We start from the raw sequence: 26,866 nt of genomic DNA, 5'->3' as shown, positions 1-26,866 counted from the left end.
CAGGCCTGTCACCTGTCCGACTCGTGCGCCGCGGCCGGGGCCGGCCGCCACCCGGCGCGGCGCCGTCACCGTCACCGTCACCGTCACCGTCACCGGAGCGTTCCGCGCCCGCCCGGTGACACACCGCATCACCGGTCCGCTGCGCCTGCGTTCGCCTCGCCGTGGGAGCACACTGGAATCGGCACTACTTCCCCACTGGAGGCGGTCATGATCCTCCTCGGAATCATCCTGCTGATCATCGGCGCCATCGCCGGCATCTCGGTCCTGTGGACGATCGGCATCATCCTCGTGGTGATCGGTGCGGCGCTGTGGATCGCGGGCGCGCTGGGTCACGCGGTGGGCGGACGCAAGCACTACTTCTGACCCGCGTCGCACCGCGTCGGCAACGTCCGCCACCACGCCCGAGCGGGCGTTCAGCTCACCGCCGGTGACAGGTACGGCGTCAGCGCGGTGACCGTGCCGCCCGCGGAGGTGAGGAACAGCGCGACGCCGACGGCGCCCGGGTCGGGCACGTCGGTGGCGCGTTCCCGCAGGTAGGCGGCGCGGCCCAGCCGGGCCCGGAGCCCGGCGGTGTCCCGTACGCCCTGCCAGGCGGCCTCGGCGGCGTGCCGCAGGGCCGCGTCCGGCGGGGTCGCGTCGTCGGCTGCGGCCAGCGCTCCGGCGGCCGGATGGAGCGCGTCGACCAGCGTCTTGTCGCCCGGTTCCGCCTCGCCGACCCGGCGGATCGCGGCGAGGCCCTCGGCGATGCCCTCGGCCAGGGCGGGCGTCGTCAGCAGGGGGGCCTCGGCGGCCGCCGCCCTGGCGAGGGCCTGCAGGAGCAGGCCGAACAGGGGGCCGCTGGTGCCGCCGACCTCGTCGAGGAAGGCGGTGGCCGCGGCGTCCAGCGGCGCCGCGGCCGGCAGACCGGCGGCGCCGGTGTCGAGGGCGTCGAGCCGCAGGAGCACGGCCCGGGTGCCCGCGGTGAGGTTGGCGCCGAAGTCCCCGTCACCGGTCTGCTGGTCCAGGGCGGTCAGTTCGGGCTCGGCGGCCTGCGCGGACCGGGCGAAGCGGCGCATCCACGCGTCGGTGAAGGCGCCGTCGAAGGGGACGGTGTGCGTGGTCATGGTGTGCCTCCGGGGACGGTCACGGGTCACCAGTTCAGCGCGGCGGTCCGCACGGGCGCGTCGTACCGCTCGAGCACCAGGGGGTCGGCCACCATCAGCGTGATCGAGAACCCCCGCATGTCCAGCGCCGTCACGTAGTCGCCGACCAGGGAGCGCGAGAGCACCGTTCCCCGGTCGTCCAGCTGCCTGCCCAGCTCCCCGAAGACGCCGTACAGCTCCAGCGGCGTGACCGAGCCCAGGCCGTTGACCAGGGCGATCACCGGGTCGCCCGGGGCCGGGGCGAGCGCCTCGAGCAGCGCCCCGGTCATCTCGGCGACCAGTTCGCGCGACGGGCCGTGGACGCGGGCCCGGTCGGCCCGCTCGCCGTGGATGCCGACGCCGAACTCCAGCTGCCCGGGGTCCAGTTCGAAGGCCGGTCGGTCGGTGCCGGGTGCGGTGTGGGCCCGTGAGGCGACCGCGAGGGTGCGGCACCGGGCGACGAGGTCGTGGCCGAGCCGGGCGAGTTCGTCGAGCCCGAGGCCGCTGTCGGCCGCCGCGCCGAGGATCTTCTCGACCAGCACGGTGCCGCCGGTGCCGCGCCGTCCGGCGCGGATGTCCTCGGAGTCGGAGGCGAGGTCGTCGTCGACCAGCACCCGCGCGCAGGGGATGCCGCGGTGTGCCAGGCGCTCGGCGGCGATGCCGAAGTTGATCCGGTCGCCGGTGTAGTTCTTGACGATGTGGAGCACGCCGTCCTCGCGGGCGGCCGCCACGGACGCCTCGTAGAGGGAGCGGTTGTGCGGGGAGGCGAAGATCCGGCCGGGGACGGCCGCGTCGAGCATGCCGCGTCCGACGAATCCGGCGTGCAGGGGTTCGTGTCCCGAGCCGCCGCCGGAGAGCAGCCCGACGCGGCGGCCGGGCGCGGTGTCCCGGGCCAGCAGGTAGCCGTGTTCCGTGTCGTGGGTCAGCAGCGACGCGTGGGCGCGGGCGAAGCCGGCCAGGCCGTCGGGCACCAGGTCCTCGGCTGCGTTGCCGAAGTACGCGGCCATCAGGGGTCTCCCTCCTCGCGGTCCGCCCGCGTGATCCACCGGACAGGCCCTGACGGCGAGCCTGCCCGGACACGGCCTCCCCCATGCCGGGCGGGCGGCTTCACCACTCGTCCGGCACCGGCCTCGGCTCCCCCTTGCGGTCCCGCCGGGTCAGCAGGCGCTGGGCGCGGGCCATGCCTCCGCCGAGGCCGCCGGGCAGGCGCCCGTGCAGCGCGGCGCAGGCGGCGTTGGCCCCGGGCGCGCCGTGCACGCCACCGCCGGGATGGGCTCCGGCGGACGCCAGGTAGAGGCGTCGCACCGCCGTCTCCGGGCGGCCGGTGCCGGGGACGGGGCGGAAGAACAACTGCTGGTGCATGGCGGTGGTGCCGCCGTTGATGGCGCCGTGGCGCAGGTTGGCGTCCATCGCCTGCAGGGTCGGCGGGGAGAGGACGCGGCGGGCCCGGATCCGGTCGCGGAAGCCGGGCGCGAAGCGTTCCACCTGGCGTTCCATCCGGTCCGCCATGCGCCGGGCCTCGTCGTCGTCCCACACGCCGGTGATGCCCTCGTCCCCGGCGTCGCCCCGGACGCTGTGCGGCACGTGGGTGTACGCCCACGCCGATTCGGTGCCGGCCGGGGAGCGGGTGGGGTCGGCGGTGGTCATCTGGCCGAAGATGCAGAACGGGCGGTCGGGGATCCGGCCCATGGCGAGCTGCGCGGCGAAGCGGGTGAGCTCGTCGACCCCGTCCGCGAGGTGCACCGTGCCGGCCTGCCCGGCCTCGGGTGACGTCCAGGGGACGGGGCCGTCGAGGGCCCAGTCGACCTTGACGGTGCCGAAGTCCCACTGGAAGCGCTTGAGGTCGTCCAGGAGCTGGTCGGGCAGGTGCTCGGGGGCGACGAGTTCGCCGTAGAGGGCCGGCACGGAGACGTCGGCGAGCACCGCCCGCCGGGCGTCGACGGTGTCGCCGGCGGCCGTGCGCACCGCGACGGCCGTGCCCTGCCGGACCACCACCTCCGCGACGCGCTGTCCGCACCGCACGGTGCCGCCGCGTTCCTCCAGCCGCCGCACCAGCGCGGCGATCAGCTGCCCGGAGCCGCCCTCGGGCACGGGGAAGCCGTAGGTCTGGCCGAGCATGGCCATCAGCCAGCCGTAACCGCCGCTGCCCGCCGCCTCGGGCGGGAGGTCGGCGTGCAGCGCGTTGCCGGCCAGCAGCAGCCGGCCGCCCGCCTCGCGGAACTCCTCCTCCCCCAGCCTCCGTACCGGCAGCACCAGGCTGCGGGCCAGCCGCAGGCCGCCGGTGCCGCGCAGTTTCACGGCGAGCCGCGCACCCGCCTTGACCGGCGGAAAGGGGGTGAACAGCGCGTCGAGCAGGTCGGGGCGCAGCCGGTCCCAGATCCGGTGCAGTTCGCGCCAGGACTCGCCGTCGCCCTCCGCGAAGCCCTCCAGCGAGGTGACCGTCTGGCCGAGGGTGCGGCCGAGGACGGCGCACCGTCCGTCGGTCAGCGGGTGCGCGACGACCCGGGGAGCCTGCCGCCAGCGCAGCCCGTACCGCTCGAGCCGCAGGCCCTCCACGACCGGCGAGGCGGCGGCCAGCGGGTAGAACGCGCTGAACAGGTCGTGCACGAAGTCGGGGTCGACGCCCCGGTCGTGCCGCACCGCCCCGCCGGGTTCGGGCTGTTCCTCCAGGACGACGACGCTCCAGCCGGCGTCGGCCAGCAGGTTGGCGGCGACCAGCCCGTTGGGGCCGGCGCCGATGACCACGGCATCGGGCATCTCCAGCCCTCCTCAGGCTCCGGCGGGCGCGGGGCTGCCGCCGCCCGCCGGTCCGCCCCGTCCGTCGGCCTCGGCCCCGGCCGGGCGGCGTGCCTCCTCGCAGACCTCCTCCAGCCGCCGCAGCATCTCGCGGTGCCGCAGCTGGATCAGCGCCTCCACGCCCACGTTGTGGATCATCCCGCCGGCGCCGCGCAGCGGGTGCTCGTCGACGATGATCAGGGTGTCGTCGCCCCAGGAGCGGAGCTCCAGCGCGATCCTGGCGGTGCCGAGGGGGCCCGCCTTGGCCTCGAGCTCCAGTTCGCGGCCGGGGACGCAGCGACGCACCACGGTCTCGTTGTGCAGTTTCAGGGGGCCGAGGCGGACCTCGTAGGCGATCGCCGCGCCCACCTCGGGCCAGTTGCCGCGCACGGGCTCGGAGCGTGCGGTGCCGACCACCCAGTCCGCGTAGCGCTCGCCGTCCGCGAGGATCTCCCAGACCGCCTCGGGCGTCACCTTGATCAACCGGTGCCGTTTGGCCATGCCGTCTCCCCGCGTCCGCGTCCCGGTCGGCCCCTTGCCGCCGAAGGTCGCGGGCCGGGTGCCCCGTCCGGCGCGGGCCGAACCCCCGCGCGTGCGGGTTCCAGCACGCGCGGGCGGGGCCGGGGCGTGGCTCAGGTGGTGCGGGGGGCCGCCGGGCGGGCCGCCCGGTCGGCGGCGCCTCCGGCGCCCAGCGGGCCGGTGGCCTCCAGCGGCCCCTCGGCCTCCAGCCGGGGCAGCTCGTGCCGGGACACCACGGTCACCACGGCGGGCATCGCCGCGCGGATCGCCTGCACGGCGCGCAGCCACACGGGGATGTAGGTGGAGACGCGGCGCTTCTCCACCGCGTCACCGAGCCGCCGGGCGACGGTGGTGACCGGGTAGATCCGCCGGGCCGGCGGCGGCATGTGGCCGCGCAGCTCCCGCAGCACGGGGTACTTGTCGCCGTCCCGGATCATGTCGGTGTCGGTCCAGTTCAGGTAGCCGATGCCCACGCCCACCTTCCGGTGCGCCAGCTCCGCGCGGAGCGAGTGGGCGAAGGCCTCCACGCCGGCCTTGGAGGCGCAGTACGCGCTCATCATGGGCGCGGAGCCGAACGAGGCCAGCGAGGCGACCTGCAGGAAGTATCCGTGGGTGCGCAGCAGGTCGGGCAGGAACACCCGTGCGGTGATCGCGCTGCCGGTGAGGTTGACGTCGATGACCCGCCGCCACAGCGCGGGGTCGGAGTCGACGAAGGGGCCGCCCTCGGCGATGCCCGCGTTGGCCACCACCACGGACGGCGGTCCGAGCGTGTCCCGCACCGTGCGGGCGGCCCGGGCCATGGCGTCGTCGTCGGTGACGTCCACCGCCACGGGCAGGGCCCGGGTGGGCAGTCGCGCGGCCACCTCTTCCAGGCGGGCCTGCCCGTGGCCCAGCAGGGCGACGACCGCGCCCCGCCCGGCGAGGTCCGCCGCGAGCGCGGCCCCCACTCCCCGGGCGGCTCCGGTCACCACCGCGACCCGGCCCTCGAGCGGCCGGCGTCCTGCGGACGTCTGCTTCTGCACCTGTGCGGACTGTCCCACGGGCCTCGCCTCCGCCGCCCGGGTCCCCAGGCGGCGACGGGTTACTCGTCCGCGGACGGGCCCGCCTCCCGGCGCGGAACCGCTTCCTGGCACCGGGATCGCCGAACCGTCACCGCTCCGGCGGTCCTGCGGCGATGATGTGAGGGCACATCCGCCGTCGGCGTCCGAGGACAGGAGCGCCTCCATGATCCGCGCAGCCGTCTTCGACGTCGGTGAGACGCTCGTCGGCGACGACCGGTACTGGTCGGACTGGGCCGACTGGCTCGGGGTCCGCCGCCACACGCTCTCCGCGCTGGTCGGCGCGGTCGTCGCCCGGGGCGGCCACAACCAGGACGCGCTTCCCCTGGTGCGCCCGGGCATCGACGTGGCCGCCGAGTGGCGGGCCCGCGAGGCGGCCGGCCTCGGCGAGGTCATCGACGAGTCGGACCTGTACCCGGACGTCCGGGGCGCCCTGGCCGCCCTGCGGGCCGCGGGGGTGTGGGTCGGCGTCGCCGGGAACCAGAGCAGCCGTGCGGGCCGCTGCCTGCGCGCGCTGGAACTTCCGTGCGACGCACTGGCCGTCTCAGGCGACTGGGGGGTCGAGAAACCCTCCCCCGCCTTCTTCGAGCGGCTCGCCGACTGGGTGCCCGCGGAGCCCGGGCAGACCGTGTACGTGGGCGACCACCCGGCGAACGACCTCCTGCCGGCGCGCGCGGCCGGTTTCCGGACCGCGCACGTCCGGCGGGGCGCGCTGGGCCACTTCTGGGCCGGCACGCCGTCGGCGCGGGCGGACTGGAACGTGGACGGCCTGGACGACCTGGTGCCACGGCTGACCGGCCGGTAGGAGCTTTCCGGACCGCCGGCCGGCGCCCGGCGTCGGGCCGGGGAGCCGCGGCATGCCGCCCCGTGCGCGGGCCCGGGCGGTTCGACGGTGCCCCGCTCGCCCGGCCGTGCACGGAACCCGCACGCCGCCGTGGCAGGATCCGCGGTATGGGCATCGACGAAGCGGACCGCCCGGTCGCCCTGGTGACCGGGTCCACCTCCGGCATCGGGGAGGCCGTCGCGCGACGGCTGGCGGCCGACGGGATGCGGGTGGTGGTGCACTCGCGCAGCAGCGCGGAGGCCGGACGGGCGCTGGCGGCCGAGCTCGGCGGGGAGTACGTGCGGGCCGACCTGGAGGTCGAGGAGGAGGCCCGGGAACTGGTGGCGACGGCGCTCGCGAGGTGCGGGCGGCTGGACGTGCTGGTGAACAACGCGGGCATCAGCTGGCCGATCCCGCACGACGACCTGGCCGCCGCGTCGCCCGCCGACTGGCGGCGGCTGATGGAGGTCAACCTGATCGCGCCGTGGGTGCTGTGCACGGAGGCCCTGCCGGCGCTGCGCGAGGCCCCGGCGGGCGGCTGCGTCGTCAACATCACCAGCCATGCCGGGGTGCGCCCCAAGGGCTCCTCGGTGCCGTACGCGGCGAGCAAGGCGGCACTCAACCACGTGACCCGGCTGCTGGCGGCCGCGCTGGGCCCCCGGGTGCGGGTCAACGCGGTCGCTCCGGGGCTCGTGGACACGCCGATGACCAGGGACTGGGTGCAGGCGCACGAGCTGTGGCGGGAGCGCGCGCCGATGCGCCGCCCGGCCGGGCCCGAGGACGTCGCCGCCCTGGTGGCCTCGGTGATCGACAGCGGGTACCTCACCGGTGAGGTGATCGTCCTCGACGGCGGCCTGAACCTCACCTGAGCCGGTCCGGCCGCTCGCCTCAGCCGCCCCGGCCGCTGGCCTCAGCCGCCCCGGCCGGCCGTGGGTCACGCCCCGAGCCGCGAGGGGACCCCGGCGGGCAGAAGCCTCTTGCCCGCGCGGGCGGCTGTGCCAGGCTGACGCGATGACCACTGCCCTTCTCGACCGGCCGTCGATCGCAGCCGGCGGATTCCGCGTGCCCGAAGCCGTCCCGGCGTCCCGTCTCGCCGAGGAACTGTCGGCGATGCTGGTCTCCCCCGACCCGGTGGTCCGCGACGACCACGGCTGCACGGCCGCCGCCCGCTGGATCGCGGAAGGGCGTCTCGACGACGTCCTGGAGGACCTCGGCGACCGCGCCGCCGGCCGGTTCACCCACCCCGAGGTGCAGGCACGGACCTTTGCTCCGCTGCTGCTGAGCTGCGTGCTGACCCGTTCCGTCGCCGTGCCCGGCCTGGTGGGCGAGGCGGCGGCCCAGCGCTGGTTCGCCGCCTTCAGCGCCTGGTACCCGGCCGAGGAGGACACCCGGGGCTGGGACGACGCCCTGGGCTGGCTGCACGCGGTGGCCCACGGCGCGGACGCCGCCGCGGCGTTCGCCAGGGCGCTGCCCGGCCGCCGCACCGACCTGCTCGAGCTCTGCGCCCGCCGGATGACCGCCCCCGGGGCGGCGCACCGCTACGAGCAGCTGGAGGACGCCCGGCTGGCCCGGGCGGTCACCCGTGTCCTGCAGGCCCCGGGGCTTCGGGCCGGCGAGGCGACCGGCTGGCTGGACGTGGTGGCGGACGCCCTGGAGGGCGGGGGCCCCGGGCCGGTGCCCGTCTGGGCGTTCAACACCTTCGCCACGTTGCAGTCGCTCCACCTGCACCTGACCCGGGGCATCGCCGGCGAGGACGCCCCGCCGCACGCGGAGGCCGTGGCGGCACGCGCCGTCGACCTGCTCCGCCTGCCCTGCCACTGGCTCGCCTGACCGCGGCGCGGCCGGACCACTCCGGCGCGGCTCCCGCCCGGGCCGGTCCCCGTCACCTCACCACAGGGAGACGTACGGCGACATCGCCGGCAGCCACGTCGCCCAGATCAAGGGGCAGCAGGCACAGGCGTACCGCCGTGAGCGCCCACCCGGCCCTCCGTGCCCGGGCTCGCTCGCGTGACAGGAGCAGCAGGCCCGCCGGCACCGACACCGTCAGGGCCGCGGCGAGCCACGGCAGGTACGGGGCGGTCGGAACGTCGACGTAGGCGTCGTCGCGCCAGGTCCACAGGGTCCTCGCCAGGACCAGCGTCAGGGTGGCCTCCGCAGCGACGCACCAGAAGGCGGGAGCGGGGAGCCGCAGCGTCCCGCGCGCCCTTGCGACAGCTGTCATCCGTGCCGTGCCTTTCGCGTCGAGGGGGCCGCCCCCTCATGGCCGGCCACCGGGGCCGGGTGAGGGGCGGTCACCGCCCGTCCCACGCACCGCCCGTCGTCTCCCGGACGACGCGGCGCCACCCTTCGGTTCCGCCGGGCAGCGGCCAGGCCCAGGTGGGGCGGGTCGCCGTGCGCAGGTCTTCCAGCCGGCGGGCCAGGGCGGGGCCCGCGCTCCCGGCGCCGTCGGGGACCGTGTCGCCGTGGCGGGCGCGGAGCGCGGCGAACCGGGCCAGTTCGGCCTCGTACCACTCCACCGCCCGCCGGGTGCCCGCGGTGACCTCGTCCCCCGGAGCCGTGCGCACCAGGTGCAGCAGCGGCGGCTCGACGGACTCGGCGACGGCGGCGGCGAGCCGGGCGTGGCCGTCGAGGATCAGGTGGCAGGCGAGCCCGCTGACCCACCACAGCAGGACGGGCGGGAGGACCCCGTCGCGGGCCTGCTTGCGGTACGCCTTGACCCGGGCGTCGTCCGGGCCGGGCATCGCGCGCAGCGGGAGGAGTGCCCAGTCTCCGTGGAGGAAGAACCAGTCGACGCATCCGCCGGGATGGCCCTCGACGATCGTCTGCCCCCAGTACTCCGCCGCCGGCTCGGACCCGCGGCTCCAGTGCGGAGGGCCCTGCGGCGACAGCAGCCACCGCCCGTCGTGCAGCGGGCCGCCCGTCGTCGCGGCCAGGCACTGCGCGAAGCGGTGGGCCCAGCGGTCCGGCCGCCCGGCCAGGTCCCGCGCGGTGCCGGCGCGCCAGGGCGGGAGGAGGGAACCGTAGGCGTCGGTGCGCCAGAACCCGACCTCGCAGTGGTCCTCGGTGACGGCGGCGAGGAGGACCGGGCGCGTCTCCTGGGTGAGCAGCATCCGCCCGTCACCGGCGAACAGGCACAGCCCCGGGCGCGGCCGGTCCTCCGCCTCCAGGGTCAGACCGGTCCAGGTGCCGTCGTCGTCCACGACGTCCGTGCGTCTCATGCCCGGCACCCTAGTGCGGGTGCCCGGCCGTCCACCTGGCTATACCGCTTGCCCGTCCCGCGCGGGCGTGCGAGGGTGGACGGCGTCCGCGATCACGCGGATCGCACTCACGGTGAGGAACGAAGTCCATGGTTGCGGCGTCCCCCAGCGGCCGCCGTCGGCACTGAGCGCCCGCTCCACGCGGCCTCTGTCCTGCCACGCTGTCACGTACGGCGGCCCCACGAACCGGTGCCTTCGCGCACCGCCACTCCGCCGCGCCCCGCACCCGTGTCCGGGTTCGTCGTCGGCGCGGATCCTGCTGAGACTTCGTGAGGTCGACACCACCATGGACAACCAGGTCCAGAGCTTTGCCGTCATCAACCTGCGCCGCCGCCCCGAGGTCGTCGAGACCGAGGGCTTCGTCGCGGGCTTCATGCCGGGGACGGACAGCCCTTACCTCAACTACGCGACCCCGCTGCCCGGTGCGGAGCCGACCGGGCGTGACGTCGCCTCGCTGATCGGCGTCTTCCGCGAGCGCGGCCTGCTGCCCCGGCTGGAGTTCGCGCCGCAGGCCGCCCCCGCCGTCGAACCCGCCCTGCGCGCCGCCGGGTTCGGCACGGAGGCGGTGCACGAGTACCTCGTGTGCACCCCGGGCGCGCTGGTCCTCCCCCCGGTGGCGGACTCCCCCCGTGTGGAGACTCCCGCCACCGACGAGGAGTTCGCGCAGCTCGACGCCGCGCTGGCCGAGGCGTTCGGCGGGCTGTTCGGCTCCTCCCAGGAGGGCGCCGACCGGCTGCGGAACACCGAGCGGGGCGGCGGCGCCGTGCGCTTCGTCCGCGAACCCGGGGCGGGAGTCCTCGGCGGGGCGTCCTGCTCCGCGCCCGCGGAGGGCACGGCCGAACTGTCCGGGGTCGGCACCCGGCCGGCCTTCCGCGGCCGCGGTGTCGCCGCCGCGGTGACTGCCGCGGTGGCGGAGGCGATGTTCGGCCGCGGCGCCGGATCGGTCTGGCTGGAGTACTCGGGCGAGGGCTCCCGCCGCGTCTACGAACGGGCCGGTTTCCGCCCGCAGGGCACCCGCCTGTACCTCTCCCTGCAGCCCGCCCCGGAGCAGGCCGGACTCCTCTGACGGCACGGCCGGGCCCGGGGGCGCCGTCCGCGCCCCCGGGCCCCGAGGTGCTCGGTCCTCCCCGGCCGGGGAAGCGGTCCCGTGCGGACCGCGACGGTCGCACGGGGGCTCACCCGCCCTGCCGCTCCAGGGGGCGGCGCGAGGGGCCGGGCTCCGGGCGCGCGGTCGTCGGGAGGTCGCGGGTGCGGCCGACGGGTGACAGGAGCAGGACGAGTGCGGCCAGCGGCACTCCGGCCGTGGTGATCCACATGGCGGTGCGCAGGTCCAGGACGGTGCCCAGCCAGCCGCCGAGCAGGGCGCCCAGCGGGAGCGTCCCGAAGTTGAGGAACGCGGTGCTCGCGGTGAGCCGGCCCAGGAGGCGGGGCGGGCAGTAGCGCTGCTGGAAGCTCGCCTTGACGACGTTGCCGGCCACCACTCCGGCCGAGACGCAGAAGCCGCCCGCGACGAAGAGGGCCAGCCCCGCTCCGGCGTGCGTGGCCGGGACGAGCAGCACGAGGGCCGCGAGGCCCAGTTCGAAGACCAGCATCGCGCGGGCGGTGCCGATCCGGGCGGCGATCCGCCGGGCGAGGAACGCGCCCGCGACGCCTCCCGTGCTGGTGGCCGCGATGAGTCCGCCGACCGCTCCGGGCGCCAGGCCCACGGTGCCGACCAGGAAGACCACCTGGATCGACTGGTAGCCCATCAGGGCGAGGTTGGAGGCGGCGCCGAAGAGAGTGAGGCTGCGGAGCCACCGGTCGCCGGCGACCAGCCGTAACCCTTCCCCGACCTCGTGCAGCAGCGCCCTGGGCGGAGCGGCCGCCGGCTCGCGGCGCGGTTCGCGGTGCCGGATGCCGGCCAGGCACAGCAACGACAGGAGGAACGTCGCCGCGTTGGCGAACATCGCGTTGACCGCGCCCGCCACCTGCCCGATCAGACCGGCGGAACCCAGACCCGCGATCTGCGCCGCGGACGCGCTGCCGTGCAGCTTCGCGTTGCCCTCGGGCTGGTCCTCGGGGGCGAGGATGCCGGGGAGGTAGGCGCTGTAGGCGGTCTGGAAGAAGACGGCGGCGGTGCCCGTCAGCAGCGCGACGACGATCAGCAGGCCGACGCTCAGCAGGCCGGCCCACGCCGCGAGCGGGACCGCCAGGAAGAGCAGGAAGGACACCGCGGCGGACGCCAGCATGACCGGCCTGCGCCGCATCCGGTCGACCCACGCCCCGACCGGCAGACCGATGACCAGCCACGGCAGCCAGGCGGAGGCGCTCAGCAGCCCGACCTCGAAGGTGCTCGCCCGCAGGGTCGAGACGGCCACCAGGGGCATCGCCACGGAGGTGACGGACGCGCCGAACTTACCGGCCGTCTCACCGCACCACAGCAGCCGGAAGTCGCGGTGCCGCCGCAGCAGTCCGGGGCCTGCCGCCCGGCTCACGCCGTGCCCCGCTCTTTGCGGGGGAACGACTGGAGCTGCACGACGACCGGCAGCGCGCCGGGCTCCGGCTCGTCGCCCGGTGCGGGGGTGTGGCGGGCGACCACCTCTATCAACTCGGCGTTCATCGCGGTGAGTTGCTCCGCCGTCAGCCGCAGGTCCCGCCAGTCGGAGAGGGTGCCGGCCCGCTGCCACTCCTCCTCCCAGCTCTCGCCCAGGTAGGTGGTGACCCGGTTGAAGTACTGCTGCACCATCTCGTGCAGGTAGACGGAGAGCGCGCCCCGGGTGGCCGGGTCGTCGCGGAACTCGGCGGTCTCCAGCACCTTGGTCTCGTCCACGACCCTCCACCAGCGTTCCCGCTTGGTGCCGCGTCCGGTCTCCTCCTCGATGAAGCCGTGCTGGGCGAGGTGCCTCAGGTGCCAGCTCACGGTGCCGGTGTTCTCCCCGAGCCGCGCCGCCAGGGCCGTGCCCGTGGCGGGGCCGTCGAGGGTCAGCAGCTCGAGGATGCTCATCCGCAGGGGGTGCGCCAGACCGCGCAGACTGCGCGCGTCCAGGCGGCGCACGGGCTTGCGCGGGGCGGGGCCGCCCGGGTCGGTCGCGTCGTCGCTCATGCCGTCGAACGTAACGTGCAGAGAGTTCTCTGCAAAGGGTTCTCTGCACGATGGCCGAGACGCAGCGCCCGCCGACCGGAACCGGCCACCGCCGCACCGCCACCGCCACCGTCCGCGGCAACGGGCCGCTCACCGCGGGCCGTTCACCGCGACCGCCTGAGGGTCTGCCTCACCTCCCGGTCGAGGGCCCAGGCGTCCGCGACGGGGCCGAGGTGCCGGAGCTTGTCCGGGTTGATGACGGAGCGGATCGCCTGGATCCGGCCGTCGAGGATGTCGAGGACCAGGGCGTGCAGGACCCGGCCGTCGCGGTCCCGGAAGACCGCGCCCGCCTGCCCGTTGATCTCCTGCTGCTCACAGGTGATCCCGACCTCGGCCATGGGCGGATAGACGGAGGCGAACAGGCGCGCCACCCGGTCCGCTCCGACGACGGCCCTGGCGAGCTGCGGCGCCTTGCCGCCGCCGTCCCCCACCGTCGTGACGTCGGCGGACAGCAGGGCCCGCAGTCCGTCCACGTCGCCCCCGGACAGGGCGTCGAAGAACCGCGTCGCGAGCGCCTGCCGTTCCCGGCGGTCGGCCTCGAACCGGGGCCGTCCCTCGTTCATGTGACGGCGTGCCCGCACCAGCAGCTGCCGGCACGCCGCCTCCGAGCGGCCCACCGTCTCCGCGATCTCGCCGAAGCCGAACGCGAACACCTCCCGCAGCACGAAGACCGACCGCTCCAGCGGGGTCAGCCGCTCCAGGAGCAGCAACGCGGCCATGGACACCGAGTCGGACAGTTCCGCCGCGCGTTCCGGGTCCTCGTACGGGTCGTTCAGGAGCGGCTCGGGCAGCCACGGCCCCACGTACTCCTCGCGCCGCACCCGGGCCGAGCGCAGCACGTCGATGGCCAGCCGGGTCACCGTGGTCGACAGGTACGCCTTGACCGAGTCGGGCCGGGTGGCGGAGGCGTCGTAGCGGAGCCAGGTCTCCTGGACCGCGTCCTCCGCCTCCCCCACGCTGCCGAGGATCCGGTAGGCGATCGAGAACAGCAGGGGCCGCAGCTCCTCGAACTCCTCGGCCTTGTTCACGTGTGCTCTCCTTGCGGGTGTCTGTGGACGGGGGCGGCGAGGGCGGGCGCCCCCGGTGGTCGGCGGACGCACGTCAGTGGAACTGACCGGCCCGGTAGTCGCCGCCGGGCTGCCGGGCGATGATGTTCAGCCGGTTCGCCGTGTTCATGAACGCGACCAGCACGACCAGCGCGGCGAGCTGGTCCTCGTCGTAGTGGCGGGCGGCCCGCTCCCAGACCTCGTCGGCGACGCCCTCGCCCGCGTCGGCGACCCGCGTGCCCTGTTCCGCGAGTTCCAGGGCGGCCCGCTCCGCCTCGGTGAAGACGGTCGCCTCCCGCCAGGCCGCCACCAGGTGCAGCCGCGGCGCCGTCCCGCCGGCGGCCTCTGCCTCCTTGGTGTGCATGTCGATGCAGGCGGCGCACCCGTTGATCTGGCTGACCCGCAGCGACACCAGCTCCTGGGTGGCCGCGGGCAGCGCCGACTCCTTGAGGGTCCTCCCGACGGCCATGAAGTGCTTGAGGGCCTTTCCGGCGGTGGGGCTCGCGAAGTAGTTCAGCCGTGCGTCCATCGTGTGCTCCTTCGTCCTGGCGGGTGCGTTCCTTCACCCCCTGGGACGAGACGGCCCGCGCTCCTGTGACACGGGCGGGGCCTCCGGCATCCGTCCCGCGCCGGGAACGAGGCGGGGCTGTTCCCGCGCGGCCCTTCCCTTCGAGCCGCGTCGCGACCTCAACGGCGTTCGCGTCGGGCGAAGTTGGTTCTTGCCCACAGGGCGGAAACTCTCGCGCGGCACCGCGGCCGGGGCTAGCCTGCCCTCTCGTGCAGACCACATCGCTTCTCCTCGACCGCCTCCATGACGCCGGACTGACCGATGTCACCGCGGTGGAACCGGTGGAGGGCGGCATGGCCGCGGTCGCCGGCCTCGCCGTCCGCCCCGACGCGGCGCCGCTCTTCGTGAAGTCCTTCGCGGACGTGCCGGCCGACGGCCTGTTCGCGGCGGAGGCGGAAGGACTGGGCGTGCTGCGGGACCGCGGCGCCCTGGCCACCCCGGACGTGGTGCTGGCGACCCGCGAACTGCTGGTGCTGTCCGCGCTGCGCGAGCGCCCGGCCGGCGACGAGGCCTTCTGGGAGCGGCTGGCCCACGAGGTGGCCCGGCTGCACACCTCCACCGTGCACGACCGGTTCGGCTGGGAACGCGACAACTGGCTGGGCCGCTACCGCCAGGAGAACGGGTGGACCGACGACGGGTACGAGTTCTTCGCCCGACACCGGCTGCTGCGCTGGCTGCCGGAGCGCCGCGTGGAGGCGGCCCTGGGACCGGAGGACCGGCGGGCGCTGGAGCGCCTGTGCGACCGGCTGCCCGAGTTGCTGCCGCCCCGCCCCGCCTGCCTGACGCACGGCGACCTCTGGGCGCAGAACGTCCTCGCCGCCGAGGACGGCCGCCCCGCGCTCATAGACCCGGCCGTCTCCTACACGTGGGCCGAGGTCGACCTGGCGCACCTGTGGTGCTCCCCGCACCCGCCGGAGGCCGCGCGGTTCTTCGACGTGTACGCGGAGCTGACCGGACTGGACGCCGGCTGGCGCGCCCGGATGCCGCTGATCCAGATGCGGCAGTCCCTGGCCCTCGTCGCGATGTTCGACCACGACTGGGGCGCGGCGGAGCAGGTCCGCGCCCTCCTCGAGCCGTTCCGTCACTGAGCGCCCGCCTGCCGGGGCCAGGGCCCCGGCCGGGCGTGGGGCTCACCCCTCCAAGGGGGCCGCGGCATGCCTCGGCGTCACCCGCTCGCTCCCCCAGGCGGCAAGTGGTTCGAGGGCCTTGTTGAGTCGTGCGCCGTCCTCGGTCAGCGTGTACTCGACCCGGGGCGGCACCTCGTCGTAGGACACGCGGTGCACGACGCCGTCCGCCTCCATCTCGCGCAGATGGGAGGCCAGCACCTTCTCGGTGATCCCCGGGAGGAGCCGCCGCAGTGCGCCGAAGCGGCTGCCCGGGTGCTCGTGCAGCGCCCAGAGGATCAGCACCTTCCACCTCCCGCCGATCACTTCCATGGCGGCGTCGATCCCGCAGACGTGTCCGTCCGGGCCGCCCGGCCGGTTCAGCGTCGTCAAAGTCCCACCCCCGTGCGCCTCGCTGACGTGCTCGCTCACCTCAGGGTAACCACCCACTCCGAAGTGCGTACTTGATGCTGGTCGGGGCGGCACCGAGCATCGTCGGCATGAGACGAAACGATGTCGAGAAGACCCCCCTCACCCTGCTGGGACTCGGCGCGATGGGTACCGCGCTCGCCCGGGCCTGGCTGGCCGCCGGCCACCCCCTGACCGTCTGGAACCGCGACCCGGCCCGCGCCGCGGCCCTCGCCGCCGAGGGCGCGACCGTCGCGGGGAGCGCCGCCGAGGCGGTCGCCGCGAACACCCTGGTCGTCGTCTGCCTGCTGGACGACGCCTCGGTCGGGGAGGTGCTGGCCGGCACCGGCCTGGAGGGCAAGGACGTGGTCAACCTGACCACCAGCACCCCCGCCCAGGCCCGCACGCGCGCGGACCGGGCCCGCGAGCGCGGTGCTCGCTACCTGGACGGCGGGATCATGGCCGTCCCTCCGATGATCGGCGTCCCGGACGCCGGTGGTTACGTCTTCTACAGTGGCTCGCGGGAGCTGTTCGACCGGCATCGGGAGGCCCTGCGTGTCCCCGCCGGCACCACCTACGTCGGCGCCGACGCGGGCTTCGCCGCCCTGTACGACGTGGCCCTGCTCAGCGCCATGTACGGCATGTTCGCCGGGGCCGCGCACGCCTTCGCCCTGATCCGCAAGGAGGACATCGACCCCGGCACGCTCGCGCCACTGCTCGCCGACTGGCTCGTCGCCATGGCTCCTTCCGTGCACCAGACCGCCGGCCATCTGCGGAGCGGCGACTACACCGAAGGGGTCGTCTCCGGCCTCGCCATGCAGGTGGCCGGCACGCCGACCTTCCTGCTCACCGCCGAACAGCAGGGCGTCAGCACCGAACTGCTCAGCCCGTACTTCGCGTTGATGCGCCGCCGCCTGAGCGAGACCGGTGGCGGCGAGGAGGGCCTGACGGGCGTGATCGACCTGCTGACCAACTGATCGCCCGCTTGCCGCGCAGGGGCTCACGGGCGTCACGGGACGCACCCGCCCGGCCCGGGGCACGGGCTCCGGGCCGGGCCCCCGGGGCAGACGCCCGCGGGGCGGGATGCCGCGGGGTCAGACGGCCGTGGGGCGGGATGCCGTGGGGTCAGGCGTCCGTGGGACGGGATGCCGTGGGGTCAGGCGGCCGTGGGACGGGAGGCCGGCCTGCGCAGCAGCCACTGGCCGGCCCGGGGGGCGAGCCGGCTCCGAAGGGTTTCCCGGTGGATGCCTCACCCGACATGCTCGCGCCCTGCCTGTCGCAAGGGCTCCGTCGCGACGCGCACGACGCCGCGACCGGAAGACCAACGCTACAGCGCGACAGGGCCCGGGGTCACCGGGGCGGCGGCCGGGTGACCACCGCGGCCGCTTCCGCCCGTGCCGTCCCGGTGGCGGCGCAATGCGCCGGTTGTGCGCTTCTCGTCGCTTGGTCACGTCCTGCGACGGTATCTACCGGGAAGCCCTCTGCCGCTGTACGATCCTCGCGGTGTCCACGGACCGGGGGGTCCGGAGGCCGTGGGGCTTCGACCGGGGGGTCGTCATGAGCGGTGCACGACGTGTGCGGGTACTGAGACCTGGGCAGCTCGGGGCGGAGGAGTCCGAGACCTGGCGTGAACTGCGGGCCGCGTCGGGCGCGGTCAGGAATCCCTTCATGGAGCCGGAGTTCGCCGTCGCCGTGGGGCAGGTCAGGCCGCGGGCCCGGGTGGCGGTGGTCGAGGACCGGGACGACGGCGGCGGGCGGGGCGGCGGCGACCGGGGGATCGTCGGCTTCCTGCCCTTCGAGCGCAGTCCGTGGGGCAGCGGGCGGGCCCTGGGGCTCGGGGTCTCGGACCTGCAAGGTGCCGTCCTGCGGCCCGGGACCGCCCTGCGCGCGGAGGAGTTGCTGCGCGCCTGCGCGCTGAACAGCTTCACCTTCGACAACCTGGAGGACGGCCGGACACCGTTCTCCGGGCACGCCACCGCCTCCTACCCCTCGTACGTGATCGACGTCGGGGAGGGCTACCCGGCCTATCTGGAGGTGCTGCGGCGGCAGTCGCCCAAGTTTCTGCGGACCACCCTGGCCAAGGAGCGCCGCCTCGGCCGGCAGGTCGGGGAGGTGCGGTTCGTCTTCGACGAGCGGGACCCGCGGGCCCTGCGGACACTGATGGCGTGGAAGTCGGCGCAGTACCGCCGGACCGGGCGGCGGGACCGCTTCGCCCGGGAATGGATCAGCCGCCTGGTGCGGACGCTCGCCGCGACCCGGGCACGGGAGTGCGCGGGCGTGCTGTCGGTGCTCTACGCCGCCGACCGTCCGGTGGCCGCGCACTTCGGGCTGCGGTCCTCGACGGTGCTGGCGTGCTGGTTCCCCGCGTACGAGCCGGAGTTGGCCAGGTACTCACCGGGGCTGATCCTGCACCTGCGGATGGCGGAGGCGGCCGCCGCGGCCGGCATCTCGGTGTTGGACATGGGGCGGGGGGCCGCCGAGTACAAGGACGCGCTGAAGACCGGTGAGTCGACGGTCCACGAGGGGACCGTCATCCGGCCGGGGCTCGGCGCGGCGCTGCACTGGCTGGAGCACGAGCCGGCCCGCCGGGCGCACGGCTTCGTGCGGCGGCGTCCCCACCTGCAGGCGATGGCCGCGCGAAGCCTGCGGACGGTGGGGAAGTTCCGCACCTGACGGCACGTGCCCGGGCGGCCGCACCGGAGAGGCGACGACGAGGGGGAACACGCGCGTGAGCCGTACGACGCAGCGGGAGATCGACGGATTCCTGGCCGTCCGCCCCGTCCAGGTGGCGGAGCTGGAACTCGGCGCGGGAGCGGAGACCGGGGGCGGAACGGCGCCGCCGCTGCTCCGCCCCGGCCCGGGCAGCCCGCCACCCGGCCCCGGGGAGGTGTTCGCGCTGGTCCGGCGGGGCGGCGTGCCGATGGGAACCCTGCTGGTGACGGTGCCGGAGGGCGCCGACCCTCGGGACACGGTGGCCGAGGCGGCGCGGCGGCTTCCGGCGCCCCCGCCGGAGGACGGCCCGCCGCCCGGCCGGCCGCCCCGCACCACGGTGGTGGTCGCCACGCGGGAGCGCCCGCGGCAGCTGGCCAGGGCGGTGCGCTCGCTGCTCGCGCAGGACCACCCGGACTTCGACGTCGTCGTGGTGGACAACGCGCCGGTCACCGCAGCCACCCGGGAGCTGGTCGAGGGAGAGTTCGGGGGGCGCGTGCGGTACGTGCGCGAACCCGTGCCGGGACTGGCGCGGGCGCACAACGCGGGGCTGGCCGCGGCCTCGGGCGACGTGGTGGCGTTCACCGACGACGACGTGGTGGCCGACCCGCGCTGGCTGGCGGAGCTGAGCGTCCCGTTCTCCGGCGACCCCGGCCTCGGCTGCACGACGGGGCTGATCCTCCCCGCCCGGCTGCGCACCCCGGCCCAGGTGCTGCTGGAGAGCAACGGCGGCTTCGCGAAGGGGTTCACGCCCCGCGTGTACGACCCGGCCGACCCGCCCGCCGACGAGCCGCTGTTCCCGTTCACCGCGGGGCGGTTCGGCTCCGGTGCGGCCATGGCGTTCCGCACCACCGTGCTGCGCGCCGTCGGCGGCTTCGACCCGGCGACCGGCACGGGCACGCGGGCCAAGGGCGGCGACGACCTGTACGCCTTCGTCCGGGTGCTCGCCGAGGGGCACCGGCTGCGGTACGTGCCGCGGGCACTGGTCTGGCACCACCACCGGGAGACCTGGCGCGACCTGGAGAACCAGGCGTTCGGCTACGGCGCCGGGCTGACCGCCTACCTCACGGCGGTACTGGTCCGCCGCCCCGCCCTGCTGCCCGCGCTGCTGCGCCGGCTCCCGCGCGGCCTCGCGTACGCCCGGCAGCTCACCGCCGCCCGCGACCCGGGCGGCGCGGGCACGGGCGGCGCGGGCACGGGCGGCGCGGGCACGGGCGGCGCGGGCGCGGAGGGCGGCGGCGCGGAGGGCGGTGGCGCGGTGCCGGGCGGGCACGACCGGCGGGACCACCCGTGGCCCGGGCGGCTGTCCCGGCTGCAGCGCCGGGGCATGGTGTACGGGCCGCTGGGCTACGTCCGGGCCCGCCGCGCGCTGCGGCGGGCGGTGACGTCCCGGTGAGTCCGCCGGGGGCGCCGCGGACCGAAGCCGTCCCGGTGCTGCTCTACCACGCGGTGATGGACGACCCGCCGGAGTGGATCGCCGAGTTCACCGTCCCGCCGCGGCGGTTCACGGCGCATCTGGACGCCGTCCTGGACAGCGGCCGGACCCCGGTGACGATGAGCGCGCTCGCCGATCACCTGGCGGGGCGGGCGCCGCTGCCGCCGCGGCCGGTGGTGCTGACCTTCGACGACGGCTTCGCGGACCTGCCCGGCCCGACCGCGGCGGCGCTGGCGGAGCGGAACCTGCCGGGCACGGCCTACCTCACCACGGGGGCGATCGCCCCGTCCGGCCGCAGCCTGCTGCCGCCCGCGCCGATGATGCGGCTGGAGGAGGCGCCGCTGCTGGAGCAGGCCGGCCTCGAGGTGGGCGGTCACACGGTGACCCACGCCCAGCTGGACACCCTGGGCCGCGACGCCCTGGAGCGCGAACTGTGCGACTCCAGACGGGTGCTGGAGGACACCCTGGGGCATCCGGTCCGCCACCTCGCCTACCCCCACGGCTACAACAGCGCCGCCGTCCGCCGGGCGGCGGCGCTCGCCGGGTACGAGACGGCGGCCGCGGTGCGCCACGCGCTGAGCTCGCAGCGGGACGAGCGGTACCGCGTGGCGCGGCTCATCGTGCGGCGGAGCCACACCGTCGCCGACGTGCGGGCGTGGATGCGCGGTGAGGGCGCCCGGGTGGCGCCGTACCGGGACGGGGTGCTCACCGTCGGCTGGCGCTGGTACCGCCGGGCCCGCACGGCCGTGCGGGGGCCCGGGTTCGCGGGGTGAGGTCCGGCCGGCATCACGGTGACGGCTGGTTGAGGTACGGGTCCGAGGCCAGCCGCCGCATCGCGTCCCAGGCCTTCCGGTCGGCCAGGGAGAGGTCGCAGTGCGGGCCGGGATCACGGGAGTTCCACTGGAGCGCGGCCGCGACCCCGTCCAGTTCCCTGAGGACGTCCGGCACCTCGCGGTACCAGTCGGCCTGCCGTGAGGGCCGCTGCGGGTCGTAGGCGGAGCCGAACTCGGAGAGCATCAGCGGCTTCTCGTCGGACAGGTGGGTGCGGATCCAGCGGTGCACCGACCGCTGCGTCTCCTCGAAGGACATCCACCGCGCGTCGTGGCACGTGAAGTAGTTGTACTGGTTGTAGCCGATCCAGTCGACGTAGTCGTCGCCGGGGTAGAGCTCCTCGATCATGTCGTGGTGCCCCGGGTAACCCGTGGTGATCCACGTCCAGACGACGTTGTCCACGCCCAACTTCCGGAAACGGTCGTGGATGTGGCGCCAGGCGGCCACGAACTCCCGGGCGGTGCCGTTCTCCGGGACCCGGGTGTCCATCTCCAGGTCGAAGGAGAGGAACACCTTCCGCCCGTCGCCGCCCCGGCCGTACTCCTTGATCCGGCGCGCCTGCACGTCGATCACGTCGGCGTCGTACGCCCCGGCGGCGATCTCCGCCCACCGGGGCTGCTCCGCCTTGGTGCCGCCCCACACCTTGCTCTCCCAGGACAGCAGCAGCATCCGGTCCTCGCCGAGCTGCCGTTCCTGCTCGGTGAGGAGCTGCCCCTCCAGGCGGCCGGAGGTCACCGCGGACATGTCGTGGTACGTGTACACGATGTCCAGGCGTCGGCCGAGGCGCCGCTCGTAGGCCTCGACCTTCTCGCGGAGGTTCGACTTCTCGTGCGGCACGAACGCGCCGAACCAGGCGCCGCAGCGCGGCTCGAGGAGCTCGGTGGCGGGCCCGCGGCACTCCGCGCCCACGGCGGGCCGGCCGGTGCCCGCCCTGACGGCCAGGGTGGTGAGCAGCGAGGCGCAGACCGCGGCGACGGCGAGGACGCACCACCGGCGGCGTCCGCGCGGGCCGGCCCACCGCGGCCGCGCGTGGCGCGGGCCCCGCGCTCTCACGGCGGCGTCCGCGGCGGTGGCGGTGGCGGTGGCGGTGGCCGTGGCGTCGGCGGCCTGGGGTCGGGAGCGACGGGGGAACCTCACGGAACCGGCCTTCCTCGGGTCAGGACGGGCGTGTCCTCGGGCAGTACGCGGCGAGCAGGGTGAGCAGGGTGAGCAGCAACAGGACGCGCCGCCCGCTGAAGGCCTGCGCGGCCAGCAGGGCGGTGGCGGTGACGGTGAGGACGGCGAGGCTGACCAGCGGCACCAGGAGCAGGCGCTCCAGCACGCCGGAACGGCCGGTGAAGCGGGTATCCCAGTCCTCCGCCGGCCCCACCGCGGGCGGCACGCGCAGCGCGGGCCACCAGATGCGCACCAGCGCGGCGCCGGGGCCGGCCGTCAGGAACACCGCCACGGCGGCGACGCGCGCCGGGGAGCCGTCGGGCAGGGTGAGCGCGCCGACGGCCAGCCAGCCCGTGAGGGGCGGAAGCATCCGCGTCAGCAGGTCCCGCGCCGTCATCGGGCGTCCTCCTCGACGGCGACGGCCCGGACGTCGAGTTCGTACACGGTGCCGGCCCGGTTGTGCGCCACCCGCCGGAAGTAGGCGGAGGTGGCCACGGACTTCTCCACGCGCCGCCACTCGGCCCCGGTGAGCCGGCCGTTCATCTCGGCGTCGGCCCGCTGGCCCTCGGTGAACAGGAGGTAGGCGCGGCCGGGTTCGGCGACGTCCTTCATGTCGAGGGCGAGCGTGCGGGCGGGCCGCGAGAGGATGCGTTCGACCTTCGCCGGGTCCTCCTCCAGGAACCAGTAGTGGTCGAGCCGCCAGTAGTCCCCGTACGCCTGCGGGTAGTTGCGGTTGGCGGCGGCGACCAGGGAACCGTCGGGGGCGCTCTCGACGAGGTCGCCGACCAGGGCGGCCTCCGCGGGCGGGAAGTAGCTCAGCCGGTCCTTGCCCGCGTAGCTCGGCACGAAGGCGAGGGTGACGGCCAGCACCACCGGGAGCGGCAGCCAGAGCCACCGCGCGGGTGTCGGAGGCGGCACCGCCCCGCGCGTGCCGCCGCTCCGGGGCAGCAGCGCGGCGGCCGCGAAGAACGCGGCACCGGGCAGCATGAACATCAGTACCCGGAAGATCATCTCGCTGCCGTAGCCGTTGGCGGCGATCAGCAGCGGCGGTACCCCGGTGAGCAGCAGCAACGGCCGGGCCTGCCGCCGCAGTTCGGGTCGGCGCAGTGCTCCGAGGACGGCCAGCGCCACGACCGTCGCGGACAGGGCGCGTGCCGCCCAGGAGGCGGTGACGGCTCCGGCGCCGGTGGGCGTGGTGCCGTAGCCGGTCTCGACGTTGGCGCCGATGTCGCCGACGGAGGCGAGCATCTCGGGCAGCGCGGCGGAGAGGAACGGCAGCGAGGCGGTGAGGTTCCAGGCGGCGAAGAGGGCGACGGCGGCGAGGAACGGCACCCCGTCGCGGTGCCGGCGGGTGAGCGCGAGCACGCCGAGCGAGACGATCAGGACCACCGGCGTGAGCTGGTGGGACAGCACCACGGGGACCATGAGGGTGACCAGCACCGTGGTCCACACGGCCTGCCGGGAGCCGCGGTGTTCCGCGCCGGGGAACCGGCGCAGCACCAGGGCGAGCACCGCCAGGTGCAGGGTGAGGGCGAGGGACTGCGGCGAGAAGTAGTCCTGACCGACCCAGTTGCCGACGCAGAACAGCCAGACGCCGGTCCAGATCAGCCGGCGGTCCTGGGTGAACGTGCGGTGGATCAGCACCAGCGGGGCCAGCACCAGGACGCTGGAGAGCAGCGGCCACCAGCTCATCAGGGTGAGGGTGTTCTCCACCCCGGCGAGGCGCACGACGGCGGCCTGGGCGGCGAAGAAGCCGGGCCACTGGTCGTACACGGCCATGTCGCCGAGTTCCGCCCCGGTCCGCAGGCCGCCGTCGGTCAGCAGGTGGCCGACGACGGCGTCGTGCTTCCACGCCCAGGCGTGCAGCGGCGTCGGGTACACGAGGGCCTGGGTGGCACGCTGCATGACCAGCAGGCCGAGCACGTACGCCAGACCCCAGGCGTCGGCCCGGTCGGGGCGGCGGACGGTGAACCAGAACCCGGCGGCGAGCACCGCGAGCCCCGCCCAGTAGGCCGGGTGCACGGCGCTGACCAGGCCGAAGTCGTCCAGTTCCGTCACGTGGGTGGTCCGCACGGCGTACGCCCACAGGGTGAGCGCGACGGCCAGGGGGCCGACGGGCCACACGGCGCTCCAGCGGCGGCGCGCGGAGGTGCGGGGGCCGGTGCCGCCGGAGGGGCCCCGGACCCCGGCCTGCGGGGCCCGGGGGTCCGCGCCGCCGGGTGCGGTGGCGTCCGGCGGGCTTGCGTCGCGCCCGGAGCCGCCGTCGCCTGCGGTGCCTCTGCCCCGTCCGTCGCGTCTGTCACGTCTGTCGCCCTCGGGGCCCGGCACGGCTGTCCGGCCCGTCGTCACTGTCGGTCGCACGGTCCCCCCGGCGGCTGTCGTCGGTGCGGCTTCTGTCGGATGGTGCTGGTCGGCACGGCGCATCACGGCGCCACCCGGCCGGGTGCGGTTCCGGTGGGCCGGCCCCGTGCGGTGCCGTCCCGTTCCGGTGGCGGGCTCCGCCGGTCCGGCCCTCCGGTGCGGCGAGCTCCCACCGGTCCCGCCCCGGATGCGGCAAGCCCTCGCCGGTCCCGCCCCGGGCGCGGCGAGCCTCCGCCGGTCCCGCCCGGGTACGGCGAGCCTTCGCCTGTCCCGCCCCGGGTACGGCGAGCCTTCGCCTGTCCGGCCCTCCGGTGCGGCGAGCTCCCACCGGTCCCGCCCCGGGTGCGGCAAGCCCTCGCCTGTCCCGCCCCTGGGTACGGCGAGCCGCCGCCGGTTTCGCCCCGGGTAGGGCGAGCTCCCACTGGTCCCGCCCCGGGTGCGGCGCGCCCTCGCCGGTCCGGCCTCCGGTACTTCAATCGCCGCCCCTTCCCTGCCGGGGTACGCGCGGCGCGGGCGGCCCGGGGGCCGGTGGTCGGCCGCGGGGGCGGGCACCGCGGCGGGTGAGGGCACCCGCCGCGGCGAGGAGCAGCAGGGCGGCGAGGAGTCCCGGCGCCGCGGGGGCGAGCGTGTCGCGCAGCGCCCAGGCGAGGACCGCGGCCGGCCACAGCAGCCACCAGCAGGTCCGCGCCGGCAGCCGCAGCGCCCACCGCAGCACCAGCCACAGCGGGACCGGGCCGAGCACCAGGCAGGCGTACGGCGCCCACAGCAGCACCTCGCCGAGCGGGCCGTCACCGGGGCCGGGCCACCAGCCGGCGGCGCGCGCCGGGACCGGTTCCAGGCCGAGGGCCACCGGGGCGGCGTGGAGCGCGAGGACCAGCACGCCGAGCGCGGCGGCCGCCAGCGGGGCGTCGGCGGGGACGCGGAGGGTGAGCGCGGCGACGTACACCAGCAGCATCAGCACGGCGGCGGCGAGGGCGATGCCGGGCAGCGCGGCCAGGACCTCCCCCGCGGTGCGGTCGGCGTCGGCGTCGACGGCCCGGACCCGCGTGGCGCCGCGCGGGTCGTCGTCCAGCCACGGCAGGTGGCGCAGGGCGGCGGCGTAGAAGACGCCGGCGGAGCCGAGCAGCCACCACAGGGCGACCCGCAGCCTCCGCTCCCCCCGCGGCCCGGACGACGCCCCGGCGAGCGCGACCACCCTGCGGCAGACGGACGGCGTGGCGGAGGGAGGTGCGGGGGACGGACGTTCACCCCCCTCCCCCCGCAGCGCCGCCCGCAGCCCCGGCACGCACAGCAGCGCGACCGCGGTCATGCTCAGCAGCACGCCCCAGCCGGCGCCGTCGATGCCCGCCGTGGTGAGCAGCAGGGCGGCGGAGCCGAGGACCAGCACGCACATCACGCCCTGCACCAGGGCGAGCATCGCGGTGCGGCCGGCCACCCGCAGCACCCCGATGTACAGCTCGACGGCGACCCGGGGCAGCGCGGCGGCGGCCAGCAGCCGCAGCACGGTGGAGCCCTTGTCCGCGTAGTCCGCGCCGAACGGGGCGAGCACCAGCGGCGCGAAGAGGACCAGGACGGCCACCACCGGCACCAGCAGCAGGGCCATCCTCCGCAACGCTCCCCGCACACCGTCGGCGAGGGCGCGGGGGTCGCGGGAGGCGTGGGCGGTGAGCGAGGACGCCATGTTGATGGCGAGGAACTCCATGGTGCCGCCGACGGTGTAGGCGACGTAGAAGTAGCCGTTCTCCGCCGCGCCGAGGCGTACCGCCACCATCACCGGCAGCAGGTTGATCATCAGCAGGCTGAACATGGCGCCGACGGAGTCCCCGGCGATGAACCGTCCGACGGCCCGCAGGGTGGGCGGCCGGCGGTGGCCGTCGGCGGCGACCTGCCGGGGGATGAGCCGCCGGAACACCAGCCAGCCCAGCGGCACGGTCGACAGCGCGATCGCCGCGCCCCAGGAGACGAACACGCCGAGGACCGGCATCGCCCCGGCGAGGAGGATCAGCAGGACCAACTTGCCCAGTGAGAACACCGCGTTGCCGAGCGGCACCCAGACCGCCTCGCGCAGCCCGGTGAGCACCCCGTCCTGCAGGGTGAGGACCGCCCAGGCCACGCACGAGGCGACGAAGAGGGCCCCGGCCACCGGTGTGCCGAGCGGCGCGTAGGAGGGCCCCCAGAGGTCGAGGGTGAGCAGGAAGACGACGCCGGCGACGGTCACCACCAGCGAGCTGACGGCGTAGGCGCGCAGCACCAGTGATCCGGTGGCGCGTCCGGCGCGCGGCACGAAGCGCACCACGGCGCCGATCATGGTGGTGGCGGTGATGCCGGCGAGCAGGCGCATGGCGGCGACGGCGGCCGAGCCCTGGCCGACCGCCTCCTGGGTGTAGTGGCGGGCGGCGACCAGCCAGAAGGCCAGGCCGAGCACGGCGGACACGCCCGTGCTGAGCATGAGGAAGTACGCGTTCCTGAACAGGGAGTCGCCGCCCTCCGCTCGCTCCGGGCGCGGACGCCGCGCGGGCCGCCGGGTCCGGGTGGGCCCCGGGCCGGGGTCCGTGACGTCCGCCGCCTCCTGGATG

General features: G+C 75.7%; 26 protein-coding genes. 10 read left to right on the top strand and 16 right to left on the bottom strand.

What is annotated here, in order from left to right:
* Positions 1-207: 207 nt before the first annotated feature.
* Entirely contained in the window at positions 208-363 is a 156-nt protein-coding gene (locus tag Sfr03f_RS30490) for a DUF6131 family protein (RefSeq protein ID WP_170145029.1), read from the top strand.
* A gap of 50 nt (positions 364-413) precedes the next feature.
* Here the strand turns inward: Sfr03f_RS30490 and Sfr03f_RS03880 are convergent, their stop codons facing one another.
* From Sfr03f_RS03880 to Sfr03f_RS03860, 5 genes are all read right to left on the bottom strand, one after another.
* The gene (locus Sfr03f_RS03880) at positions 414-1,103 is read right to left on the bottom strand and encodes a DAK2 domain-containing protein (protein WP_108952263.1); all 690 of its coding nucleotides are present in this window, start codon (positions 1,101-1,103) and stop codon (positions 414-416) included.
* A 26-nt stretch (positions 1,104-1,129) separates the two neighbouring features.
* Positions 1,130-2,128 (bottom strand): dihydroxyacetone kinase subunit DhaK, encoded by a 999-nt coding sequence (locus Sfr03f_RS03875; protein ID WP_108952262.1) that lies wholly within the window; start codon positions 2,126-2,128, stop codon positions 1,130-1,132.
* 100 nt (positions 2,129-2,228) lie between these two features.
* Positions 2,229-3,878, bottom strand: a complete 1,650-nt coding sequence (locus Sfr03f_RS03870; protein ID WP_108952261.1) for a phytoene desaturase family protein — start codon at positions 3,876-3,878, stop codon at positions 2,229-2,231.
* 12 nt (positions 3,879-3,890) lie between these two features.
* Complete coding sequence (locus Sfr03f_RS03865) at positions 3,891-4,397, bottom strand: SRPBCC family protein (protein WP_108952260.1); 507 nt, start codon at positions 4,395-4,397, stop codon at positions 3,891-3,893.
* A gap of 131 nt (positions 4,398-4,528) precedes the next feature.
* Positions 4,529-5,437 carry an SDR family oxidoreductase gene (locus Sfr03f_RS03860; RefSeq protein ID WP_245967386.1) on the bottom strand — a complete coding sequence of 303 codons (909 nt, stop codon included), beginning with the start codon at positions 5,435-5,437 and terminating at the stop codon, positions 4,529-4,531.
* A 202-nt stretch (positions 5,438-5,639) separates the two neighbouring features.
* On the opposite strand from Sfr03f_RS03860, the gene Sfr03f_RS03855 reads away from it, so the two are divergent.
* The 3 genes from Sfr03f_RS03855 to Sfr03f_RS03845 all read left to right on the top strand — a co-directional run bounded on the left by Sfr03f_RS03855 (position 5,640) and on the right by Sfr03f_RS03845 (position 8,126).
* Positions 5,640-6,278, top strand: coding sequence for an HAD family hydrolase (locus Sfr03f_RS03855; RefSeq protein ID WP_108952258.1), 639 nt, complete (start codon positions 5,640-5,642; stop codon positions 6,276-6,278).
* A gap of 146 nt (positions 6,279-6,424) precedes the next feature.
* Complete coding sequence (locus Sfr03f_RS03850) at positions 6,425-7,165, top strand: SDR family NAD(P)-dependent oxidoreductase (RefSeq protein ID WP_108952257.1); 741 nt, start codon at positions 6,425-6,427, stop codon at positions 7,163-7,165.
* Between the two features lie 142 nt (positions 7,166-7,307).
* Positions 7,308-8,126 carry a DUF2785 domain-containing protein gene (locus Sfr03f_RS03845; RefSeq protein ID WP_108952256.1) on the top strand — a complete coding sequence of 273 codons (819 nt, stop codon included), beginning with the start codon at positions 7,308-7,310 and terminating at the stop codon, positions 8,124-8,126.
* Between the two features lie 52 nt (positions 8,127-8,178).
* Here Sfr03f_RS03845 and Sfr03f_RS03840 read toward each other — a convergent pair whose 3' ends face one another.
* Complete coding sequence (locus Sfr03f_RS03840) at positions 8,179-8,517, bottom strand: hypothetical protein (protein ID WP_108952255.1); 339 nt, start codon at positions 8,515-8,517, stop codon at positions 8,179-8,181.
* A 70-nt stretch (positions 8,518-8,587) separates the two neighbouring features.
* Positions 8,588-9,514, bottom strand: a complete 927-nt coding sequence (locus Sfr03f_RS03835; RefSeq protein ID WP_108952254.1) for a hypothetical protein — start codon at positions 9,512-9,514, stop codon at positions 8,588-8,590.
* Positions 9,515-9,839: 325 nt separating this feature from the next.
* On the opposite strand from Sfr03f_RS03835, the gene Sfr03f_RS03830 reads away from it, so the two are divergent.
* Complete coding sequence (locus tag Sfr03f_RS03830) at positions 9,840-10,619, top strand: GNAT family N-acetyltransferase (protein WP_108952253.1); 780 nt, start codon at positions 9,840-9,842, stop codon at positions 10,617-10,619.
* A 109-nt stretch (positions 10,620-10,728) separates the two neighbouring features.
* Here Sfr03f_RS03830 and Sfr03f_RS03825 read toward each other — a convergent pair whose 3' ends face one another.
* From Sfr03f_RS03825 to Sfr03f_RS03810, 4 genes are all read right to left on the bottom strand, one after another.
* Positions 10,729-12,027 (bottom strand): MFS transporter, encoded by a 1,299-nt coding sequence (locus tag Sfr03f_RS03825; protein ID WP_108952252.1) that lies wholly within the window; start codon positions 12,025-12,027, stop codon positions 10,729-10,731.
* Positions 12,024-12,635, bottom strand: coding sequence for a helix-turn-helix domain-containing protein (locus tag Sfr03f_RS03820; protein WP_108952251.1), 612 nt, complete (start codon positions 12,633-12,635; stop codon positions 12,024-12,026). Before Sfr03f_RS03820 ends, Sfr03f_RS03825 begins: the two co-directional genes overlap by 4 nt.
* Positions 12,636-12,778: 143 nt before the next feature.
* A complete protein-coding gene (locus Sfr03f_RS03815) occupies positions 12,779-13,702 on the bottom strand; it encodes an RNA polymerase sigma-70 factor (protein ID WP_108952250.1) in 924 nt (307 codons plus the stop codon).
* A gap of 73 nt (positions 13,703-13,775) precedes the next feature.
* Positions 13,776-14,249: a carboxymuconolactone decarboxylase family protein gene (locus Sfr03f_RS03810; RefSeq protein WP_108952249.1), complete on the bottom strand. Its 474-nt coding sequence runs from the start codon at positions 14,247-14,249 to the stop codon at positions 13,776-13,778.
* A gap of 248 nt (positions 14,250-14,497) precedes the next feature.
* On the opposite strand from Sfr03f_RS03810, the gene Sfr03f_RS03805 reads away from it, so the two are divergent.
* Positions 14,498-15,376 (top strand): fructosamine kinase family protein, encoded by an 879-nt coding sequence (locus tag Sfr03f_RS03805; RefSeq protein ID WP_108952248.1) that lies wholly within the window; start codon positions 14,498-14,500, stop codon positions 15,374-15,376.
* A gap of 42 nt (positions 15,377-15,418) precedes the next feature.
* On the opposite strand, the gene Sfr03f_RS03800 is transcribed toward Sfr03f_RS03805, so the two are convergent.
* Positions 15,419-15,784 carry a winged helix-turn-helix transcriptional regulator gene (locus Sfr03f_RS03800; RefSeq protein ID WP_108952247.1) on the bottom strand — a complete coding sequence of 122 codons (366 nt, stop codon included), beginning with the start codon at positions 15,782-15,784 and terminating at the stop codon, positions 15,419-15,421.
* A 107-nt stretch (positions 15,785-15,891) separates the two neighbouring features.
* Between Sfr03f_RS03800 and Sfr03f_RS03795 the strand changes: the two genes are divergently transcribed.
* The 4 genes from Sfr03f_RS03795 to Sfr03f_RS03780 all read left to right on the top strand — a co-directional run bounded on the left by Sfr03f_RS03795 (position 15,892) and on the right by Sfr03f_RS03780 (position 20,716).
* Positions 15,892-16,776, top strand: coding sequence for an NAD(P)-dependent oxidoreductase (locus Sfr03f_RS03795; protein WP_108953426.1), 885 nt, complete (start codon positions 15,892-15,894; stop codon positions 16,774-16,776).
* A 580-nt stretch (positions 16,777-17,356) separates the two neighbouring features.
* The gene (locus Sfr03f_RS03790; protein WP_108953425.1) at positions 17,357-18,472 is read left to right on the top strand and encodes a GNAT family N-acetyltransferase; all 1,116 of its coding nucleotides are present in this window, start codon (positions 17,357-17,359) and stop codon (positions 18,470-18,472) included.
* A gap of 55 nt (positions 18,473-18,527) precedes the next feature.
* Positions 18,528-19,904 carry a glycosyltransferase family 2 protein gene (locus Sfr03f_RS03785; protein WP_174721527.1) on the top strand — a complete coding sequence of 459 codons (1,377 nt, stop codon included), beginning with the start codon at positions 18,528-18,530 and terminating at the stop codon, positions 19,902-19,904.
* Between the two features lie 56 nt (positions 19,905-19,960).
* The gene (locus Sfr03f_RS03780) at positions 19,961-20,716 is read left to right on the top strand and encodes a polysaccharide deacetylase family protein (RefSeq protein ID WP_174721557.1); all 756 of its coding nucleotides are present in this window, start codon (positions 19,961-19,963) and stop codon (positions 20,714-20,716) included.
* A gap of 13 nt (positions 20,717-20,729) precedes the next feature.
* On the opposite strand, the gene Sfr03f_RS03775 is transcribed toward Sfr03f_RS03780, so the two are convergent.
* The 4 genes from Sfr03f_RS03775 to Sfr03f_RS31040 form a co-directional block, all read right to left on the bottom strand.
* Complete coding sequence (locus tag Sfr03f_RS03775; protein WP_281262819.1) at positions 20,730-21,911, bottom strand: glycoside hydrolase family 26 protein; 1,182 nt, start codon at positions 21,909-21,911, stop codon at positions 20,730-20,732.
* A gap of 19 nt (positions 21,912-21,930) precedes the next feature.
* A complete protein-coding gene (locus tag Sfr03f_RS03770) occupies positions 21,931-22,326 on the bottom strand; it encodes a hypothetical protein (protein ID WP_108952245.1) in 396 nt (131 codons plus the stop codon).
* Positions 22,323-24,053, bottom strand: a complete 1,731-nt coding sequence (locus tag Sfr03f_RS03765; RefSeq protein ID WP_108953422.1) for a glycosyltransferase — start codon at positions 24,051-24,053, stop codon at positions 22,323-22,325. Before Sfr03f_RS03765 ends, Sfr03f_RS03770 begins: the two co-directional genes overlap by 4 nt.
* Before the next feature lie 709 nt (positions 24,054-24,762).
* Positions 24,763-26,865: a lipopolysaccharide biosynthesis protein gene (locus Sfr03f_RS31040; RefSeq protein ID WP_439959676.1), complete on the bottom strand. Its 2,103-nt coding sequence runs from the start codon at positions 26,863-26,865 to the stop codon at positions 24,763-24,765.
* Position 26,866: the final 1 nt, after the last annotated feature.

It is taken from the genome of Streptomyces fragilis (assembly GCF_003112515.1).
Lineage (GTDB): Bacteria > Actinomycetota > Actinomycetes > Streptomycetales > Streptomycetaceae > Streptomyces > Streptomyces fragilis.
This window is presented reverse-complemented; position numbering and strand designations above follow the sequence as displayed.